General features: G+C 71.7%; 13 protein-coding genes. 7 read left to right on the top strand and 6 right to left on the bottom strand.

Features of this window, described 5'->3' with window-relative positions:
• Positions 1–4 precede the first annotated feature (4 nt).
• Positions 5–1,423, bottom strand: a complete 1,419-nt coding sequence (locus WBG79_RS02680) for an amidohydrolase (RefSeq protein WP_337355564.1) — start codon at positions 1,421–1,423, stop codon at positions 5–7.
• A 170-nt stretch (positions 1,424–1,593) separates the two neighbouring features.
• On the opposite strand from WBG79_RS02680, the gene WBG79_RS02675 reads away from it, so the two are divergent.
• On the top strand, positions 1,594–2,103 hold the full coding sequence (locus tag WBG79_RS02675) for a GNAT family N-acetyltransferase (protein WP_337355563.1): 510 nt from the start codon (positions 1,594–1,596) through the stop codon (positions 2,101–2,103).
• Positions 2,104–2,114: 11 nt separating this feature from the next.
• Here the strand turns inward: WBG79_RS02675 and WBG79_RS02670 are convergent, their stop codons facing one another.
• From WBG79_RS02670 to WBG79_RS02655, 4 genes are read right to left on the bottom strand one after another with little or no spacing between them, the layout of a single operon-like run.
• Positions 2,115–4,802 carry a nitrate reductase gene (locus WBG79_RS02670; protein WP_337355562.1) on the bottom strand — a complete coding sequence of 896 codons (2,688 nt, stop codon included), beginning with the start codon at positions 4,800–4,802 and terminating at the stop codon, positions 2,115–2,117.
• A gap of 23 nt (positions 4,803–4,825) precedes the next feature.
• Positions 4,826–6,430 (bottom strand): sulfite reductase subunit alpha, encoded by a 1,605-nt coding sequence (locus WBG79_RS02665; protein ID WP_337355561.1) that lies wholly within the window; start codon positions 6,428–6,430, stop codon positions 4,826–4,828.
• Positions 6,427–8,226 (bottom strand): NirA family protein, encoded by a 1,800-nt coding sequence (locus WBG79_RS02660; protein WP_337355560.1) that lies wholly within the window; start codon positions 8,224–8,226, stop codon positions 6,427–6,429. Before WBG79_RS02660 ends, WBG79_RS02665 begins: the two co-directional genes overlap by 4 nt.
• Entirely contained in the window at positions 8,226–9,437 is a 1,212-nt protein-coding gene (locus WBG79_RS02655) for an NAD(P)/FAD-dependent oxidoreductase (protein WP_337357875.1), read from the bottom strand. Before WBG79_RS02655 ends, WBG79_RS02660 begins: the two co-directional genes overlap by 1 nt.
• A 742-nt stretch (positions 9,438–10,179) precedes the next feature.
• On the opposite strand from WBG79_RS02655, the gene WBG79_RS02650 reads away from it, so the two are divergent.
• The 6 genes from WBG79_RS02650 to WBG79_RS02625 all read left to right on the top strand — a co-directional run bounded on the left by WBG79_RS02650 (position 10,180) and on the right by WBG79_RS02625 (position 16,346).
• Entirely contained in the window at positions 10,180–11,472 is a 1,293-nt protein-coding gene (locus tag WBG79_RS02650) for a CmpA/NrtA family ABC transporter substrate-binding protein (RefSeq protein ID WP_337355559.1), read from the top strand.
• Positions 11,473–11,584: 112 nt separating this feature from the next.
• Positions 11,585–12,409, top strand: a complete 825-nt coding sequence (ntrB, locus tag WBG79_RS02645; RefSeq protein WP_337357874.1) for a nitrate ABC transporter permease — start codon at positions 11,585–11,587, stop codon at positions 12,407–12,409.
• Between the two features lie 12 nt (positions 12,410–12,421).
• A complete protein-coding gene (locus tag WBG79_RS02640) occupies positions 12,422–13,219 on the top strand; it encodes an ABC transporter ATP-binding protein (protein ID WP_443147396.1) in 798 nt (265 codons plus the stop codon).
• 184 nt (positions 13,220–13,403) lie between these two features.
• A complete protein-coding gene (locus WBG79_RS02635; RefSeq protein ID WP_337355558.1) occupies positions 13,404–14,336 on the top strand; it encodes a sulfite exporter TauE/SafE family protein in 933 nt (310 codons plus the stop codon).
• Positions 14,333–15,106, top strand: a complete 774-nt coding sequence (locus WBG79_RS02630; protein ID WP_337355557.1) for a TIGR02186 family protein — start codon at positions 14,333–14,335, stop codon at positions 15,104–15,106. Before WBG79_RS02635 ends, WBG79_RS02630 begins: the two co-directional genes overlap by 4 nt.
• Before the next feature lie 178 nt (positions 15,107–15,284).
• Complete coding sequence (locus tag WBG79_RS02625; RefSeq protein ID WP_337355556.1) at positions 15,285–16,346, top strand: hypothetical protein; 1,062 nt, start codon at positions 15,285–15,287, stop codon at positions 16,344–16,346.
• A 43-nt stretch (positions 16,347–16,389) separates the two neighbouring features.
• On the opposite strand, the gene gyrB is transcribed toward WBG79_RS02625, so the two are convergent.
• On the bottom strand, positions 16,390–18,828 hold the full coding sequence (gyrB, locus tag WBG79_RS02620) for a DNA topoisomerase (ATP-hydrolyzing) subunit B (protein WP_337355555.1): 2,439 nt from the start codon (positions 18,826–18,828) through the stop codon (positions 16,390–16,392).
• Positions 18,829–18,983 lie beyond the last annotated feature (155 nt).

Below are 18,983 nucleotides of genomic sequence, written 5' to 3'. Positions count from 1 at the left end.
TCCCTCAGGGCCGGGGCTGGAGCGGCGGGCCGACGTCGTCCGGGATCGGGCAGACGTAGGGCCGCGCGGCGAGCCGGCGGGCGTGGTCGCGCCGGGCCTCGTCGAGGAGCGCGGGGTCGGCGAACAGCATGGTGGCGGTCTGGGCCATGACCTTGGCGGCGTGGGTCATGCCCTTGTGGGCGGCGGGCGACTTGCCCTGGGCGGTGATCTGCCAGGAGTGGCCCGGCGTGCCGATCGCGTGGGTCGCCACCCGCGCCTCGACGGTCGGGGTCTTCCAGCTCACGTCGGCGACGTCCGTGGAGGCGAGCGCCTTCTGGCCGCGGCGGTCGAGCGGCAGCACGTAGTCGCAGAGCACCTCGCCCTTGCGGGGGTCGAGACCCGCCGCGCGGTACTCGGCGAGGATGTCGGCCTCCGTCAGCGTCGCCTGGATGCGGCCCGCGTAGTCCCGGTCGGCGTCGTCGAACGCGACCCCGCCGAGGGCGTCGAAGGCCGCCTGCATGGCGCGGCGGAGCGGCTCGTTGGCGAGCATGTTGGAGACAGCGGAGACGATGCGCACGTCCACGTCGGTCTCGGTCATCATGGCGGCGCCGAGGGCGACCTTCCGGACCCGCTCGTTGAGGGCCAGCATGCCGTCGAGTGTCGTGGAGCGCACGGCATAGCGGACCTTGGCGCGCGCCTGCACCACGTTCGGGGCGATGCCGCCCGCGTCCAGGTAGGCGTAGTGGATGCGGCTCTCCTGCGGCACGTGCTCGCGCAGGTAGTTCACGCCGACCGACATCAGTTCGACCGCATCGAGCGCGCTGCGGCCGAGATGGGGCGAGGCGGCGGCGTGGCTGGCGCGGCCCGTGAAGGTGAAGTCGATGCGGGTGTTGGCGAGGCTCTCGGCCTCGTCGACCCGGGTCATGGCCGCCGGGTGCCAGGTGATGGCGGCGGCGACGTCGTCGAAGAGCCCGGCGCGGACCATGAAGGACTTGGCGGCGCCGCCCTCCTCGGCCGGACAGCCGTAGTAGCGGACGCGGCCGGGCGTGCCGGTCTCGGCGAGCCAGTCCTTGAGGGCGGTGGCGGCCAGCAGCGCGGCGGCGCCGAGCAGGTTGTGGCCGCAGCCGTGGCCGTTGCCGCCGGCCTCGACGGGCTTCGGCTCGGCGATGCCGGCGACCTGGCTGAGGCCCGGCAGGGCATCGTATTCGCCCAGGATGGCGATGACCGGGCCGCCCTCCCCCGCCTCGCCGACGACGGCGGTCGGGATGCCGGCGGCCTCCTCGGTGACCCGGAAGCCCTTGGCTCGCAACATGGCGGCGTGCTCGGCGGAGGAGCGCCATTCGGCGTAGAGCGTCTCGGGCGTGCCCCAGACCCGGTCGGCGAGGCCGACGAGATCCTCGCGGTGGGCGTCGACGCGGTCCCAGATCAGGGCTTCGTTGCGCATGGATGCGTGCCTCCCGGTACGGCGGATGGGCGAGCCTCGCAGAGAAGGGCGGCGGGGTTCAAGTCATGGCTGCCGAGCGCGGCCGCGACGCCTTGCCCTGGGGGCATGTGGAGGCCGGGGGAGGAAGCGGCTAGGCTCGCGGCCCTGTCCCAGAGCGTCGGAGCTCCGCGATGCCCTTTCTCGAAACCGATCGCCTCCTGCTCAGGCCCTACCGCCGGGACGATTTCCCGGCCTACGCGGCGATGCGGGCGGACCCGGCGGTGATGCGCTTCATCGGCGGGGCGCCGCTGTCCCGCGAGGAGGCCTGGGGCCGGTTCCTGCGCCAGGCCGGCGTCTGGCACCACCTGGGCTTCGGCTATTTCGCCGTCCTCGACCGGGTCACGGGCGCTTTCCTGGGCGAGGCGGGATTCCACGACGTGAAGCGGACGATCGAGCCCTCGATCGAGGGGACGCTCGAGGCGGGGTGGAGCCTCGTCAGCCCCGCCTGGGGCCGCGGGATCGCCACCGAGGCGATGGACGCGGCGATAGGCTGGGCCTCGGCGGCCTGGCCGGGCAAGCGGTTCACGGCGATGATCGAGCCCGCTCACCGGGCGTCCATCCGGGTCGCCGAGAAGCTCGGCTTCCGGCCCTTCGCGCAGACGGCCTACGCGGGCAAGCCGGTCGTGCTCTTCGAGCGCTGAGCCCGCCCGGGTCACGCGCGGACCGTCTCCAGGAGCCGGCGGATCTCCGGCAGGCAGGAGCCGCAGTTGGTGCCGGCCTTGAGGGTCTCGCCGATCGCGGCCGGCGTGGCGCAGCCGTTCCGAGCCGCCGCCTCGATGGCGTTGCGGCCGACGGCGAAGCAGGCGCAGACGGTCGGGCCGGGGTCCGGCGCGCCGGCGGCGGAGCGGCTGGCGAGCGGGGCGCGGCGCCGCAGGGCGCCGGAGGGGTCGGCGCCGAGCAGGTCCTTCAGGTGGGCCCAGGCCGGGCGTTCCGGCGCGGGGGCGAGGACCAGGGCGCCGGCGAGGCGGCCGTCCCGGTAGCGGGCGGCCCGGAAGTGGCGCGCGGCGGGATCGCCCGCCGCGACAAGGTCGTCCGGGACCGTGGCGAGGAGGCCGGCGGCCAGGGCGGGCCAGTCCTCCGCGGCAGCGGCCGGGAGCGCGAGAAAGGTCGCCCAGCCGCCGGCGATCCGGGTGCGGGCCCAGTAGAGGGCGCCGGAGGCCTCCAGCCGGGCGCGCGCCGGGGCGTCGAGCGTGACCAGCACCGCCTCCAGGCCGGCCTCGACGGGACCAATCGCCACCGGGGTCGCTTTCGCCTCGGGCTGGCCCGAGATCGGGTCGACCCGGCTCGCCACCAGGGCGCCGATCCGCGCCGCCGAGGCATTCTCGTCCGACCAGTGGATGGGGGCGAAGACCGACCCGCGCCGCTGCGCCTCCGTCACGGCGACCCGCAGGACGGCTGTGCCGCGCGCATTGCGGAGCCGGGCGAGGCCGCCGTCGGTCAGGCCGGCCCGTTCGGCATCATCGGGGTGGACTTCGACCAGGGGCTCCGGCCGGTGCTGGCCGAGAGTGGGGCTCTTCCCCGTGCGCGTCATCGTGTGCCACTGGTCGCGGACGCGGCCGGTGTTGAGGACGAGCGGAAACGGCTCGCGGGCCGTCTCGGCGAGGGCAGGCGGGGCCGGCACGACGAAGCGGGCGCGGCGGTCGGGGGTGTAGAAGCCGCCCTCGGCGAAGAAGCGGGAGCGACCCGTGGCGGTCCCCTTCGGCAGCGGCCACTGGAAGGGCGGCAGGGCGTCGTAGCCGGCGCGGTCGATGGCCGCGTGGGCGCCGAGATCGAAGTCGCGCGTCCCGTCGTTCTCGAAGGCCGACAGGGCGGCGTGCTCCCGGTAGACGGCGGCGGCGTCCTCGTACGCGAAGGCGTCGGCGGGCGCGAGACGGCGGCCGACTTCGGCGAGCGCCCACCAGTCCGGCCGCGCCTCGCCCGGAAGGTCGAGGAAGGGCCGCTGTCGCGACACCCGCCGTTCGGAATTGGTGACCGTCCCGCCCTTCTCGCCCCAGGCGGCGGCCGGCAGGCGGACATGGGCGGGGCCGATCGTGTCGTTGGAGGCGACCACCTCGGAGACGACCAGGCAGTCGAGCCGCCCGAGCGCGGCCCGCACACGGTCGGCCTCGGGCAGGGAGACGGCGGGGTTGGTGCCGATGATCCAGAGCGCCCGGATGCGCCCGGCCTCGACGGCGTCGAACAGGTCGACGGCCTTGAGGCCAGGCTCGCGGGCCATGCGGGTCGCGCCCCAGAAGCGGGCGACCCGGTCGATCGCCGCCGGGGCGAAGTCCATGTGGGCGGCGAGCTGGTTGGCGAGGCCGCCGACCTCGCGGCCGCCCATCGCGTTCGGCTGGCCGGTGAGCGAGAAGGGCCCCGTGCCGGGCCGTCCGATGCGGCCGGCGGCGAGGTGGCAGTTCAGGATGGCGCCGACCTTGTCGACGCCCTGGGCGGATTGGTTGACGCCCTGGCTGTAGAGGGTCACGACCTTTCCGGTGCCGGCCCAGAGGTCGAAGAAGAGCGCGACCGCGTCGGCCTCGAGGCCGGTGGCGGCCGCCGCGGCCTCGACGGTCGGGACGCGGGCGACGGCGGCCGCGAGGGCGGCTCCGAAGCCGGCGGTGTGCGCCTCCACATAGGCCTCGTCGACCCGGCCCGTCTCGGCGAGGTGGACGAGCAGGCCCTCGAAGAGGGCGGCGTCCATGCCGGGCGCGATGGCGAGATGCAGGTCGATGCCGTCGGCGGTGGCGGTCGCGCGCGGGTCGATCACCACGATGCGGGCGCCGCGGGTCTCCCGGTTGCGCTGCATGCGCTGCCACAGGACCGGGTGGCACCAGGCGGCGTTGGACCCGACCAGGACCAGGAGGTCGGCCTCGTCCAGGTCCTCGTAGCAGCCCGGCACGGTGTCGGCGCCGAAGGCGCGCTTGTGCCCGGCGACCGAGGAGGCCATGCAGAGGCGGGAGTTGGTGTCGACGTTGGCGGTTCCGAGGAAGCCCTTCGCGAGCTTGTTGGCGACGTAGTAGTCCTCGGTCAGGATCTGGCCGGAGAGGTAGAGGGCGACCGAGTCCGGCCCGTGCCGCTCGATGGAGCGGGCAAAGCCGCGCGCGACGGCGTCGAGGGCCTCGTCCCAGGAGACGCGGCGGCCGCCGATCTCGGGATGCAGCAGGCGTCCGTCGAGGCCGATCGTCTCGCCGAGCGCGGAGCCCTTGGAGCAGAGGCGGCCGAAGTTGGCCGGGTGGTCGGGGTCGCCCGTCGCCCGCCAGCCGCTCGGGGCGCCGCCGTCCGGCTTCATGAGGACGCCGCAGCCGACGCCGCAATAGGGGCAGGTGGTGCGGACCTGAACCGCGGGACCGGAGCCGTCGGGCATGGGGGCAGCCTCGTGTCGGAGGGTCAGTAGACGTCGCGCTGGTAGCGGCCTGCCTCGGCGAGGGCCTTCAGGCGGGCCCGGGCGGCCTCGGGCGCGAGCCCGCCCTGCTCCGCGAGAATGTCGAGCAGGGCCTTGTCGACGTCTGACGCCATGCGCCTGGCGTCGCCGCAGACATAGACGTGGGCGCCTCGCTCGAGCCAGGCGAAGAGATCCGCGCCGGCCTCCCGCATGCGATCCTGGACGTAGACCTTGGCGTCGCCGTCCCGCGACCAGGCGGTGGACAGCCGCGTCAGGGTGCCGTGGGCCAGGAGGCCCTCGAGTTCCTCGCGGTAGAGGAAGTCGGTCGCCTCGCGCTGGTGGCCGAAGAAGAGCCAGGCGGGGCCGGGCGCCCCGGTCGCCAGGCGCTCCTGCAGGAAGGCGCGGAAGGGGGCGATGCCGGTGCCCGGGCCGATCATGACGATCGGGGTGGCCCCGTCCCGCGGCAGGGCGAAGCCATGGGCGCGGGAGACGAAGACCTTGACGGTGTCGCCGGGCGCCAGCCGGTCGGCGATGCCGGTCGAGGCGACCCCGAGGCGGGTGCGGCCCGCCACGGGATAGCGGACGACGTCGACCGTGAGGGTCAGTTCGCCGGGGGCGGCCCTGGGGCTCGACGAGATGGAGTAAAGGCGCGGCTGGAGCGGCTCCAGGCATTCCAGGAAGGCCTCGGGATCGGGCCGGATGCCGGGGAAGTGCTCGAGGGCGGCGAGGACGTCCAGGCTGTCGGCGTCGCCGAACGGGTCGCCCCCGGCCGCGAGCGCCTTGGCCCTGAGCCGGGTCTCGCCGCCCGTGATGTAGGAGACGAGTTGGAACAGCATGTCGGGGGCGGGCGCGAGCGCGTAGTCCTCGATGAGAGCGGTCCGCAGCGTCTTGCCGGCGACGGGGAAGTCGGCGGGCATGTGGAGCGCGGCCAGGATCGCGTCGACCAGGGCCGGGTCGTTGCGCGGCAGGATGCCGAAGCTGTCGCCCGGCGCGTAGTCCAATCCCTCGGGCAGGCGCCAGACGACGTGCAAAGTCTCCTTGGCGGAGCCGGGGCCGTTCAGCCGGGTGGCGGACACGAAGGTCGCCTCGACGGGCGCCGCGCGGTCGTAGCCCGGACGGCGGTCGTCGGCGCGGGCGGGCGGGGCGGCCGTCGGTGACGCGGGGGCCGGGAGGGGGCGCGCGGCGGCGCCGTCGGCCTCGACCAGCGCCTTGAGCATGCGTAGCGTCTCCTTGCCGCCGGGCTGGCAGAGGTTCAGCTTCGTCTCGGCGCCGTCCGCGATGGCCTTGGCGTAGGTGTCGCAGAGGTAGCCGCACTGGCCGCAGTCCTGCTGGGCCATGGCGGCCATCAGGCGGCGCGGGAGCGGCCGGCCCTCGGCGAGCTTCATGCGATCGGCGATGGGCATGGCGGGATCGTGCCAGGGGGCGCCGTCGTCCTCCGGGGCCGGTGCGGGCGCGGCGCCGGGCAGGGCCGGGGCGGCGACCGGGGTGGCGGCGTCGAAGCCGACGAGGCCGGCGAAGAAGCCGTTCAGCCAGGCGCGCTGCTCGGGCGAGAAGGGCGCGGTTTCGGGGATCAGGGGCACCATGGCGGGCGGGCGGGTCGGGGCTGTCATTCGGCGGCCTCGCTGAAGCGCGGGGGGTGCAGGGCGGCCTCGGCGGCGCGGCGCAGCGCGTCGACCTCGTGGCGGGCCGCGAAGGCGTGGAAGCTTTCGTCGGGCGAGAGCCGGCCGGCCGTCCAGGCGCGCAGGAGGCCCTCGATGCGGGCGGGCACGTCGGCGGCGAGCGTGTTCGGCCAGATCTCGCGGGCGATGGCCGCCTCCGTGCCGAAGCCGCCGCCGACATGGACGTGATAGCCGTCGGCGGTCTCCTCGCCGGTGTCGTCGAGCGGGACGCGGGCGGCGATCAGGCCGATGTCGCCGATGTAGTGCTGGGCGCAGGAGTGGTGGCAGCCGGTCAGGTGGATGTTGAGGGGACGGTCGACGGTCAGGCGGCCCTCCAGGGCGTCGGCGATCATCAGGGCGTGGCCCTTGGTGTCGGCAGCGGCGAACTTGCAGCCGCGGCTGCCCGTGCAGGCGACGAGGCCGGCGCGGATCGAGGAGGCCGCGTGGCCGAGGCCGAGCGCGGTGAGCCGGGCGGTCGCCTCGGCGGTCCGCTCGTCCGGGATGCCGGACAGGATCAGGTTCTGCCAGACGGTCAGGCGGACGTCGCCGTCGCCGAGGTCCCGGGCGATATCGGCGAGGCCCTGCATCTCGGCGACGGTCAGGCGCCCGACCGGCAGGACCACGCCGAGCCAGTTCAGCCCCGGCTGCCTCTGCGGATGCAGGCCGACATGGGCGAGGCGGTCGGCGGGGCGGCGCGGCAGGACGGCCCCGGCGGGAACGCGGGCGAGCGGCCGGCCGAGTTTCTCCTCGACGCGGCGCAGGACCTCGTCGAGCCCGAGCGCGTCGAGCACATACTTGAAGCGGGCCCTCTTGCGGTCGGTTCGATCGCCGAGGTCGATGAAGACGCGCACGATCGCGTCCGCCACCGCGGTCGTGTCGCCGGGCGCGACCACCACGCCGGTGTCGCGGGCGAAGTCCGTGTGGCCGGTGATGCCGCCGAGGGCGAGGCGGTACCAGGCGCCCGGCTCGACGCCGAAACCCTCGGCCACGCGGACGGCCGTGAAGGCGATGTCGTTCGTCTCCTCGAGCACGGGGACCCGGCCGCCGCCCTCGAAGGCGACGTTGAACTTGCGCGGCAGGCCGGCGAGCAGGCGGCTGTTAAGGACATGGACGTGCCAGGCCTGCGCGGCCGGGCGGGTGTCGAGGATCTCGTCCGGGTCGATGCCGGCGGTCGGCGAACCTGTGACGTTGCGGATGTTGTCGGCGCCGGCGCCCTTCGGGGCGAGGCCGACCATCGCGAGGGCCTCGACCAGGGCGGGGCCGTGCTCGGCGGCGATCTCGCGGATCTGCAGGTTGGCGCGGGTGGTCACATGGGCATAGCCGCCGCCCCAGCGCGCCGCCATGTCGGCGACCGCGCGGAACTGCCAGTGGCTCAGGATGCCGTTTGGAATGCGCAGGCGGCACATGAAGCTGTCCTGCGCGGGGGCGACGTAGAAGAGGCCGTGGAACCGCCAGCGGAAGTCGTCGAGCGGCTTCGGGAAGCGGCCCGACCGGGCCTCCGCGGCGAGGCGGGGCCAGGCATCGAGCGGGTGCTCGTCGCGCTTGGCGATCTCCTGGGGGGAGAGCTTGCGGCCCTCGGCCTCGAAGCGGGCCTGGGCGGCGAGGTGCGGGGCGTCGGGGCCGGAGGGGGCGGCCGGGCCGGCGGCCCCGGCGAGCGGGGGCAGGCCGCGGGCGGCGCGGGCGGCGCTCGCGCCGGAGACGAAGCCCTCCAGCCAGCGCTTCTGGTCCTCGGAGAAGTCGGCGGTCATCAGGCGGCCTCGCAGAAGGGGCGGCCGAAGACGAGGTCCCGGCGCAGGGGAGCGACGGACCGACCCTCGCGGATCAGGTCCTGGTACCAGGGGCCGTCGGCGGTGTCGCCGACCAGAACGGCGCCGACGAGCTGGTCGCCGCGCAAGACGAGCTTGCGGTAGTGGCCGAGGGGGCGGTCCTCGAAGTGGATCGTGTCCGTCCCGGCCTCTCCCACGAAGTCGCCCGCCGAGAAGACCGGCAGGCCGGAGACCTTCAGGTTGGTGGCGAGCAGGCTGCCCGCATAGGCCGCCGGCCGGCCGGCGAGGCGGGCGGCGAGGACTTGCGCCTGGGCGTAGGCGGGCTCGACGAGACCGTAGACCGAGCCCCGGTGCTCGGCGCACTCGCCGATGGCGTGGATGCCGGGCACCGAGGTCTCGAGCCCGTCGTCGACCAGGATGCCGCGGCCGACCTGCAGGCCGGCGGTCCGGGCGAGCGTGGTTTCGGGGCGGATGCCGACGGCCATGACCAGGAGCCCGCAGGGCAGCGCGCGGCCGTCGGCGAGCCGCAGGGCCTCGACCGCCGCCCCACCCTCCACGGCCGCGGACTCGGCGCCGAGCAGGACCCGGACGCCGAGGCGCTCGAGGGCGCGGCGGACGAGGTCGGCCGCCCGGGCGTCGAGCTGGCGCTCCATCAGGCGGTCGACGAGATGGACGAGGGTCACCGGCAGGCCCCGGCGGGCGAGGCCATAGGCCGCCTCGATGCCGAGGAGGCCGCCGCCGATGACGACCGCGGGGGCACCGGCCGCGCAGGCGGCGTCCAGGCGGTCGAGATCGGCAAGGTCGCGGAAGGTGACGACGCCCTCCCGGTCCGCCCCCGGCAGGGGCAGGCGGATCGGGGCGGAGCCGGTGGCGAGCACCAGCCGGTCGAAGGGCAGGATCTCGCCCGACCGGAGCGACACGGAGCCGGCGGCGGGGTCGATCGTCGCGACGGGGTCGCCGAGGCGCAGGTCGAAGCCCTGCCCGCGGTACCAGGCCTCGGGCTTCAGGGCGAGGTCGGCACGGGCCGTATCGCCCGCGAGGGCGGCGGAGAGCAGGACACGGTTGTAGCCCGGCACCGGCTCCGCGCCGATCGCCACGACCGACCCGGCCGGGCCGGCGCCGCGCTCGGCCGCCAGGGCCTCCAGGAAACGGACCCCGGCCATGCCGTTGCCCACGACGACGAGACGCTCCATCCTCACGCGGATCTCCGGTTCGTCGCCCGGACACAACGAAAAACGCCGCCGATCAGGAGGCTCTCGGGGGGCGAGAGCGTCCGATCAGCGGCGTCGCTGTATCAAGGCAATGATCACTGCCAATGGTCGAGCCGGCGATGGCTCTTGGCGGAGGGGCAGCAAACGGCGTGCCAAGCGGGCGCGATCTTGGAAAGCCGTTAGGTTTCAAGCATCGATGGGGGCCGGATGGCGCCGGAGGCCGTTCTGCGCCGGATCCTTGCCGTGATTTCACGCAGCGACCGGAGGCACGGCGCACTCGCAATGGGCACTGCCTGCAACCGAGGCACGTTTCGGGCCGTCAGGACGGGGTTCGGCCGACAGATTGACGCAGATGAACCGATTGAAGAGCGCTGGCGATCCTTCATGCCTGCCCTTTTTCGAAGCATCGGCATCGAGTGCACAAGAATTCGGCGTTCTTGAGCCGCTCTTCCCTCGATCTGCGCAGCGGAACGGCAGGACGCCCCTCGAGGGGTGACCCGTCGATTCGGCTAGGCCTATGACATAGCATGACTTTTATTTTCTTCCCGAGCTTGGCAAGCGCCTTGCATCGAGGCTCGTGAACGATGGCGCCGGCGTTGGCGCGATCCTCCCAGACGGCCAATGGCGGCCGTTCCTGACCCGACAATGACGTCCATGGGCCGATCGGATTCCGAGATCCGCCCCTGGACGTCTTTTTTTTGCCTGAACCTGAAAGGGCAGATTCATGAGCCAGTCCGACATGCCCCTCTCCGGCCCCAGCCGCCGCCAGATCCTGGCCGGCGCGGCGGGCACGGGCCTGCTCTCCGTCCTGCCGCGCGGCGTGTTCGCCCAGGGTGCCGGACCGGAGGTCAAGAAGGCGATCCTCGGCTACATCGCGCTGACCGACGCGGCGCCGCTGATCGTCGCCAGGGAGAAGGGCTTCTTCGCCAAGCACGGCATGCCCGAGGTCGACGTGCAGAAGCAGGCGTCGTGGGGCACGACGCGCGACAACCTGGAACTCGGTTCGGCCGGGGGCGGCATCGACGGCGCGCATATCCTGACGCCCATGCCCTACCTGATGACGACCGGCAAGATCACCAAGACGCCGGGCGGCGTGCCGATGTCGATCCTGAGCCGCCTGAACACGCAGGGCCAGGGCATCATGCTCGCCAAGGCGCACAAGGACCTGAAGATCGGCCTTGACACCGCGCCCCTGAAGGAGCGCTTCGCCCAGCTCAAGGCGGGCGGCAAGGAGGTCAAGGTCGCGGTCACGTTCCCGGGCGGCACGCATGATTGCTGGATGCGCTACTGGCTCGCGGCCGGCGGCGTCGACCCGGACAAGGACTGCCAGACCATCGTGGTGCCGCCGCCCCAGATGGTGGCCAACGCCAAGGTCGGCAACATGGAGGCCTACTGCGTCGGCGAGCCCTGGCCGCTGCAGACCGTCAACCAGGACGTCGGCTATTGCGCGATCACCACGGGCGAGCTCTGGAAGAACCACCCGGAGAAGTCCTTCGCCCTGCGGACCGAGTTCGTCGAGAAGTACCTGAAGGCGACCGGCGCGTTGCTCGCCGCCGTCCTGGAAGCCGCCCAGTGGTGCGACAGGGACGAGAACAAGGACGAGATGTGCGCCATCCTCGCCAAGCGCGAGTGGTTCAAGGTGCCGGTCGAGGACATCCTCGACCGCTCCAAGGGCAAGTTCGACCTCGGCGTGCGCTCCTTCGAGAACAAGGACCTGATGCAGAAGTACTGGCGCGACGCGGCCTCCTACCCGTTCGTCAGCCACGACCTCTGGTTCCTCGTCGAGGACATGCGCTGGGGCTACCTGCCCACCACCCTCGACACCAAGGCCCTGCTCGGCAAGGTCAACCGCGAGGATCTCTGGCGCGAGGCCGCCAAGGCGATCGGCGTGGCGGCGGCCGACGTGCCGGCCTCGCCGTCCCGGGGCAAGGAGACCTTCTTCGACGGGGTCACGTTCGACCCCGCCAACCCGATGGCCTATCTCGAGGGCCTCAAGATCAAGAAGCTCGTCGGCTGACGCCGGCCCGGCGCCCGGGCCGGTCCCGGGCGGCCCCGTCCTCCCCTCCGCCAAGGATGCCGTCATGGCCGTGGAAGCCGAACCGATGCCCGCCGAACGCACGGGCCTGCTGATGAAACTGCCGAGCCTCGCCGGCCTCGGCGCGGCGGCCTGGAAGGCCGCGCTCGACACCGCCAAGGTGGTGGTGCCGCCGGTCGTGACGCTCGCGATCCTGCTCGGCATCTGGCAACTCGCCTTCTCGGGCAAGGGCGCCGCCATCCCGCCGCCCAGCAAGGTCGTGGCCGACACCTGGGAGCTGATCATCGATCCGTTCTTCGACCGCGGCGGGCTCGACAAGGGACTGGCGCTGCACATCTTCGAGAGCCTGAAGCGGGTCGCCGTCGGCTTCTCGATCTCGGCAGTGGCGGGCATCCTCCTCGGGGTGCTGATCGGCTCGTCGACCCTGGCCTTCCGTGGCCTCGACCCGATCTTCCAGGTGCTCCGCACCGTTCCGCCGCTCGCCTGGCTGCCGATCGCGCTCGCGGCGTTCCGGGAGAGCCAGCCGGCCGCCATCTTCGTCATCGCCATCACGGCGGTCTGGCCGATCATGATGAACACGGCCGTCGGCATCCGGAACATCCCGCAGGACTACCGCAACGTGGCGCGCGTCCTGCAGCTGAACCCGCTCGAGTTCTTCCTGAAGATCACCCTGCCCTCCACGGTGCCTTACATCTTTACGGGGCTGAAGATCGGCATCGGTCTGTCCTGGCTGGCGATCGTGGCCGCCGAGATGCTGGTCGGCGGAGTCGGCATCGGCTTCTTCCTGTGGGATTCCTGGAACTCGTCCCTGATCAGCGAGATCATCCTCGCGCTCGTCTACATCGGCGTGGTCGGACTGCTTCTCGACCGGGCCATTACGCTCCTCGGCCGCGCCATCGGCGGCCCGGGCACCTTCTGAAGGAGCGCGGCGATGAACCGACCGACACTGCAGATCGAAAACCTCGGCATGGTGTTCGAGACCGCCAAGGGACCCTTCACGGCGCTCGTCGACGTCGACCTCAAGGTCGCGCGCGGCGAGGTCATCTCCATCATCGGCCATTCCGGCTGCGGCAAGTCCACGCTGCTCAACATCGTGGCCGGGCTGACGCCGCACAGTTCCGGCGTGCTGCTGCTCGACGGCCGGGAGATCGACGGCCCCGGCCCGGACCGGGCGGTGGTGTTCCAGAACCACTCGCTCCTGCCCTGGCTGACCGTCTACGACAACGTCCGGCTCGCGGTCGACAAGGTCCTGTCCAAGCGCATGGGCCGGCAGCAGCGGCACGACTGGACGGTGCACAACCTCGAGCTCGTCGGCATGGCGCATGCGCTGGACAAGCGCCCGCACGAGATCTCCGGCGGCATGAAGCAGCGCGTCGGCATCGCGCGGGCTCTCGCCATGGAGCCCAAGATCCTGCTCATGGACGAACCCTTCGGCGCGCTCGACGCGCTGACCCGGGCGACGCTGCAGGATACGCTCATGGACATCCAGGCGAAGCTCGGCAACACGGTCCTCATCATCACGCACGACGTCGACGAGGCGGTGCTCCTCTCGGATCGCATCGTGATGATGACCAACGGGCCGGCCGCCACGATCGGCGAGATCTGCGACGTGAAGCTCGAGCGGCCTCGGCGCCGGCTGGAGCTCGCCGAGAACCCGGAATACATCCGCTGCCGCTCGGCCGTGATGCGCTTCCTGTACGAGCGCCAGCGGCACCCGAAGGCGGCGTGAGGCGACCGGCGCGCACGACGTTGCGCGTCGTGACCTTATCGCAAGGATTCCGTGCTTTGATGGGTTTCGTCGGAAACCCGTCGGGCATGCCCCATTTCGGCCCGACCGGCGGGGGATCAGCGGAGCGGTTCCTCCCGGAACCGTCGACATCCGCCGTATCGCCGTGCGCCAAGGGGTCGGACTCGTGCTCCTCTACCTGCCCATCGCCGAACTGTCGGTGAACATCTTCCTGATCTTCGGGATGGGCGCGGCCGTCGGCTTCCTGTCGGGGCTCTTCGGGGTGGGCGGCGGCTTCCTGCTGACGCCCCTCCTGGTCTTCTCCGGCATCCCCCCCGCGGTCGCGGTCGCGACGGTGACGAGCCAGATCGTCGCCTCCTCGGCGTCCGGCGCGCTCGCCTACTGGCGGCGCAAGGCGATCGACTGGAAGCTCGCCGGGTTCCTGACGGCCGGCGGCGTCGTGGGGACCGTCCTCGGCGTCATGGCCTTCCGGCTCCTGCGCGCCAAGGGCCAGCTCGATCTGGTGATCGGGGTCTGTTACGTCGTCTTTCTCGGCGGCGTCGGCCTCCTGATGGTGATCGAGAGCGTCCGGGCCATGTTGCGCGCGCGCCGCGAGGAACCGCCCGCGCCCCAGAAGCTGCGCCAGCACGGCTGGATCCACGGCCTGCCCTTCAAGGTCCGGTTCCACCGGTCGCGCCTTTACATCTCGGCCCTGCCCATCCTGGCGCTCGGGGTCGGAATCGGCTTCCTCGGGACGCTGCTCGGCATCGGCGGCGGCTTCCTGATCGTGCCGGCGCTCATCTACCTGCTCAAGGTGCCGACCACCGTCGTCATCGGAACCTCGCTGGTGCAGATCCTCGCCACCATGGCGGTGGCGACGGTTCTGCAGGCGGCCGCCAACCACTCGGTCGACGCGGTGCTCGGGCTCCTGCTGATGGTCGGCGGGGTGATCGGGGCCCAGTTCGGCGCGCAGGTCGGGACCCGGCTCAGGGGCGAGCAGCTCCGCGCCCTGCTCGGGCTCCTCATCCTGGCGGTCGGCCTGCGCTTCGCGGTCGACCTGGTGGTGACCCCGCAGGAACCCTTCTCCCTGTGGGTCACCGCCCTCGAGGCGACGCCATGAGGCTCGTCCTCGGTCTCCTCGCGGCCCTGGCGCTCGCCGTCCCGTCTCCCGCCCGGGCGGAGACGCTGGTGGCGGTGCCGTCCACGTCGGTGGTCAACATCAGCTCCAACTTCGCCGGCACCGACATCACGGTCTTCGGCTCGATCGAGCGCGACCGGGCGACCGTGTCGCGGGCCTCGGAATACCATCTGGCCGTCATGATGTTCGGGCCGCGCGAGACGGTGGTGACCCGCCGCAAGGAACGGACCTTCGGCCTGTGGATCAACCGCGGCGCCCGCACCTACGTGGACGTGCCGAGCTTCTATGCGGTGCTGACCAACGTGCCGATCGCGCAGGTCGCCACGCCCGAGGTCCTCAAGCGCTACCAGGTCGGCATCGAGCACCTGCTGCTGCCGGAGCGGCTCGACGGAGACGCGCCGGCGGAGCCGGGCGACGCGGGCTTCCGGTCGGCCTTCCTGCGGCTGAAGCTCCGAACGGGGCTCTATCACGAGCTCCCCGGGGCGGTGTCGTTCCTGACGGGCAACCTCTTCCGCGCCACCATCCCGATCCCCGCCAACGTGCCGGTCGGCACCTACCGGATCGAGGTCAGGCTGTTCCAGGAGGGCGTGCCGCTGGCCGAGCAGGCGACCTCCGTGGTGGTCTCCAAGACCGGCTTCGAGCAATTCACCTACGACCTCGCCTTCACCCAGCCGGTCGTCTACGGGATCATCACCGTCCTGGTCGCGCTGTTCACCGGGTGGCTCGCCGGCGTGATCTTCCGGCGGGACTGAGCCGCTTCCACGCGGCGGTCCGGGACGAAACAATGTTTCCGCGCCGGCGGGCGGGCCGGCCCGGTTTCCATTGACAATCCAACGGGGGCTCCCACGCCCGCGCGCGATCCTGGCCTTCGCTCGGCCGGCCGGCCGCAGCCTCGCGCCGACGGCGCCCTCAGGCCCAGGGATCGGTCCCATGAACATCAAAGTCGGATTTCCACACGACCCGGTAAAACGCGCCCAGGCCCAGGAGCGGCGGCTCAACGACCTCCTCCAGCGCAGCGTGACGGCCTGGCAGGGCTACTTCGGGACCCTTTCGCTCGCCTATTTCGGCGCGCACGCGATGCACTTGAACACGCTCAAGAACATCGAGGCCCTGCGCAACCAGAACCGGTTCCTGGTCACCGTGATCCTCGGCACGATCCTGCCCGCCATGGCGGGCGGGGTGATGGCCACGATCGTGTCGAACTCCGGCCGGCAGGTGTCCGAGCGGCTGCTCGCGCTCGCGCAGAAGCGCGACGCGGCGCTGAACGACATCATCTACGGCGGCTTCTCGACCACCGCCGAGGACCTGACCAAGAACGCCGTCACGGGCGCGCTGCAGGGCCTGCAACCGGCCTACGGGGACGAGTGGAAGAACGCCGGCGAGGACCCTGCGAAATTCTTCGTCCAGCTGAACACGATGGTCAACAACTACGCGACAGACGCCTACTACGCGGTCGACCTCGCCCGCCGCACGAACGACCTCGACAAGTATCGGGATACGGTCAACTCGTATTTCCTCAATCCCTTCATCGTCAACGCGCCGCTCGATCGGGATCGACTCTACACCGAGGCACAGCTGCAGCCGGTCTTCGAGATCCTGCTCTGGATCATGTGGGCCCGGACGCGGCCGATCAACTATTGGCGGACCAACATCGGGATCGCGACGTCGTCCTACGACCGCAGCCTGATCGGCGCCGTGTGGGACGGCCTGACCAAGGACGAGGACGCCCTCGCGCGGGTCATGGCCAAGGATGCGGTCGTCGAGCTCGACCCGATCCTGAAACGCCTGGTCGCGTGCGGAATCCCGGAGTCGGAGGTGACCATGCAGGCCGGCTGGGACCGCCGGCGGCGCATCCTCAATATCCTGTGGGTCAGAATCCTGGGCTCCAAGCACCGGAACACGGTGCTGGGAGACCTCGCCGACGCGCTCGACGCGGCGCCGACGCTCGCCTTCGACAGCGGCCCGGTCACGAAAGCGCGGCGCCTGCTGTGAGAGGGGCGCGCCGAGGCGGTCCGGCCGGGGTGCCCCGGGCGGCTCAGGCGTCCAGGTTCGCCGTCAGGGCGTTCGCCTGGATGAACTCGCGGCGGGGCTCGACCTCGTCGCCCATCAGGCGGGTGAAGACGCCGTCGGCGTCGTCGGCCTCGCGGATCCGGACCTGCAGGAGCGAGCGGGCGTTCGGGTCGAGGGTCGTCTCCCAGAGCTGGTCCGGGTTCATCTCGCCGAGGCCCTTGTAGCGCTGCATGGAGATGCCCTTGCGGCCCTGGGCGAACACCGCCTCCAGGAGGGCGCGGGGCCCGCGGATGACGGTGCCGCTGTCGCGGCGGCGGAGCTCGGCGGCCTTGCCGTAGACCTCCTGCAGGTGCGCCGCGTGGGCGTCGAGCTTGCGGGCGTCCGCGGAGGCCAGCAGGGCGGCGTCGATCCAGCGGGCCTCCAGGACGCCGCGCAGGGTGCGGCGGAAGAGCAGGCTGCCGTCCGGCTTGGCCTCGCCCTCCCAGCCCTTCTCGAACTCGTCGGCCAGGATGTCGAGCCGGCGGGCGATGTAGGCGGCGGCCTCGCGGGCCTTGTCCTGGTCGTTCAGTACCTGGGTGGTGAGGGCCCCGGCGATCGCCGCCTGCTCGACGACGTCCCGGTCGTAGCGGTGGTGCAGGCCGTCCAGGATGCCCGCGATCAGGCGGGCCTCGTCGACGACCCCGCGCAGGTCGAGCCCGGACCGTTCCTCGCCGTTGGCGAGGGTCAGCCTGGCCTCGTCGAGGCCCTGTTCGACGAGGTAGTCCTCGAAGGCTTTCTGGTCCTTCAGGTACTGCTCCGACTTGCCGCGCGCGACCTTGTAGAGCGGCGGCTGGGCGATGAAGAGGTGGCCGCGCTCAATCAGCGCCGGCATCTGCCGGAAAAAGAAGGTCAGGAGCAGGGTGCGGATATGGGCGCCGTCGACGTCGGCGTCCGTCATGATGATGATCTTGTGGTAGCGCAGCTTGTCGAGGTTGAACTCGTCGGTGCCGATCGAGGTGCCGAGCGCCGTGATCAGCGTGCCGATCTGCTCGGACGACAGCATCTTGTCGAAGCGGGCGCGCTCAACGTTCAGGATCTTGCCGCGGAGCGGCAGAACGGCCTGGTTCTCGCGGTTGCGGCCCTGCTTGGCGGAGCCGCCGGCGGAGTCGCCCTCGACGATGAAGAGTTCCGACTTGGCCGGATCCTTCTCCTGGCAGTCGGCGAGCTTGCCGGGCAGCGAGGCGACGTCGAGCACCCCCTTGCGGCGGGTCAGCTCGCGGGCCTTGCGGGCGGCCTCGCGGGCGGCGGCGGCCTCGACCACCTTGCCGACGATCGACTTCGCCTCGGCGGGATGTTCCTCGAACCAGGTGCCGAGCGCCTCGCCGACGAGGCTCTCCACCACGGGGCGGACCTCGGAGGAGACGAGCTTGTCCTTCGTCTGAGACGAGAACTTCGGATCAGGCACCTTCACGGAGAGGACGCAGGTGAGGCCTTCGCGGCAGTCTTCGCCGGAGAGCGCCACCTTCTCCTTCTTGGTCAGGCCCGAGGAGTCCGCATAGCCGACCACCTGACGGGTCAGAGCGCCGCGGAAGCCGGCGAGGTGGGTGCCGCCGTCGCGCTGCGGGATGTTGTTGGTGAAGCAGAGCGTCTGCTCGTGGTAGGAATCGTTCCACCACAGCGCGCACTCGACCGTGATGCCGTCGCGCTCGGCCTTCATGGTCACCGGCTTGGCGATCAGCGGGTGCTTGGCGCGGTCCAGGTAGCGGACGAAGGCCTCCAGGCCGCCCTCGTACATCATGGTCTCCGACCTCGGCTCGACCCCGCGCCGGTCCTCCAGCGTGATGCGGACGCCGGAGTTGAGGAAGGCGAGTTCGCGGATGCGGTGCTCCAGGGTGGCGTAGTCGAACTCGACCTTGGTGAAGGTGTCCGGGCTCGGCAGGAAGGTGACCTCCGTGCCGCGCTGGCCCCCGGCGTCGCCGACGACCGCGAGCGGCGCCTCGGCGACGCCATGGCGGAAGCGCATCCGGTGCTCGCGCCCCTCGCGCCAGACTCTGAGGTCGAGCCATGTGGAGAGTGCGTTGACGACCGAGACGCCGACGCCGTGCAGGCCGCCCGAGACCTTGTAGGCGTTCTGGTTGAACTTCCCGCCGGCGTGCAGCTGGGTCATGATGACCTCGGCGGCCGAGACGCCCTCGCCCTGGTGGATGTCGGTCGGGATGCCGCGGCCGTTGTCGCGCACCGTGCAGGAGCCGTCGGCGTTCAGGCGGACGACCACCTCGTCGGCCCAGCCGGCGAGCGCCTCGTCGATGGCGTTGTCGACCACCTCGTAGACCATGTGGTGCAGGCCGGACCCGTCGTCGGTGTCGCCGATGTACATGCCGGGCCGCTTGCGCACGGCGTCCAGCCCCTTCAGCACCTGGATGGATTCGGCGCCGTATTCGGCCGCACCGTTCTTCGACGTCCCGCTCGGGATGGCATCGGTCATGATCGAATCGTTCACTCGCCGTCAGGGGCCACGGGGGTCGCTTCTTATAGCGGCAACCGCACTCGGTTCAAACATCGCGGACGGCGCGGAATCTTGCAGGAAAATCAGGTCATTTCGCGGCGCTCGCGCGAGTGCGCGCCCGCGCGCCCGGAAAT

This window comes from Prosthecomicrobium sp. N25 (assembly GCF_037203705.1).
Lineage (GTDB): Bacteria > Pseudomonadota > Alphaproteobacteria > Rhizobiales > Ancalomicrobiaceae > Prosthecodimorpha.
This window is presented reverse-complemented; position numbering and strand designations above follow the sequence as displayed.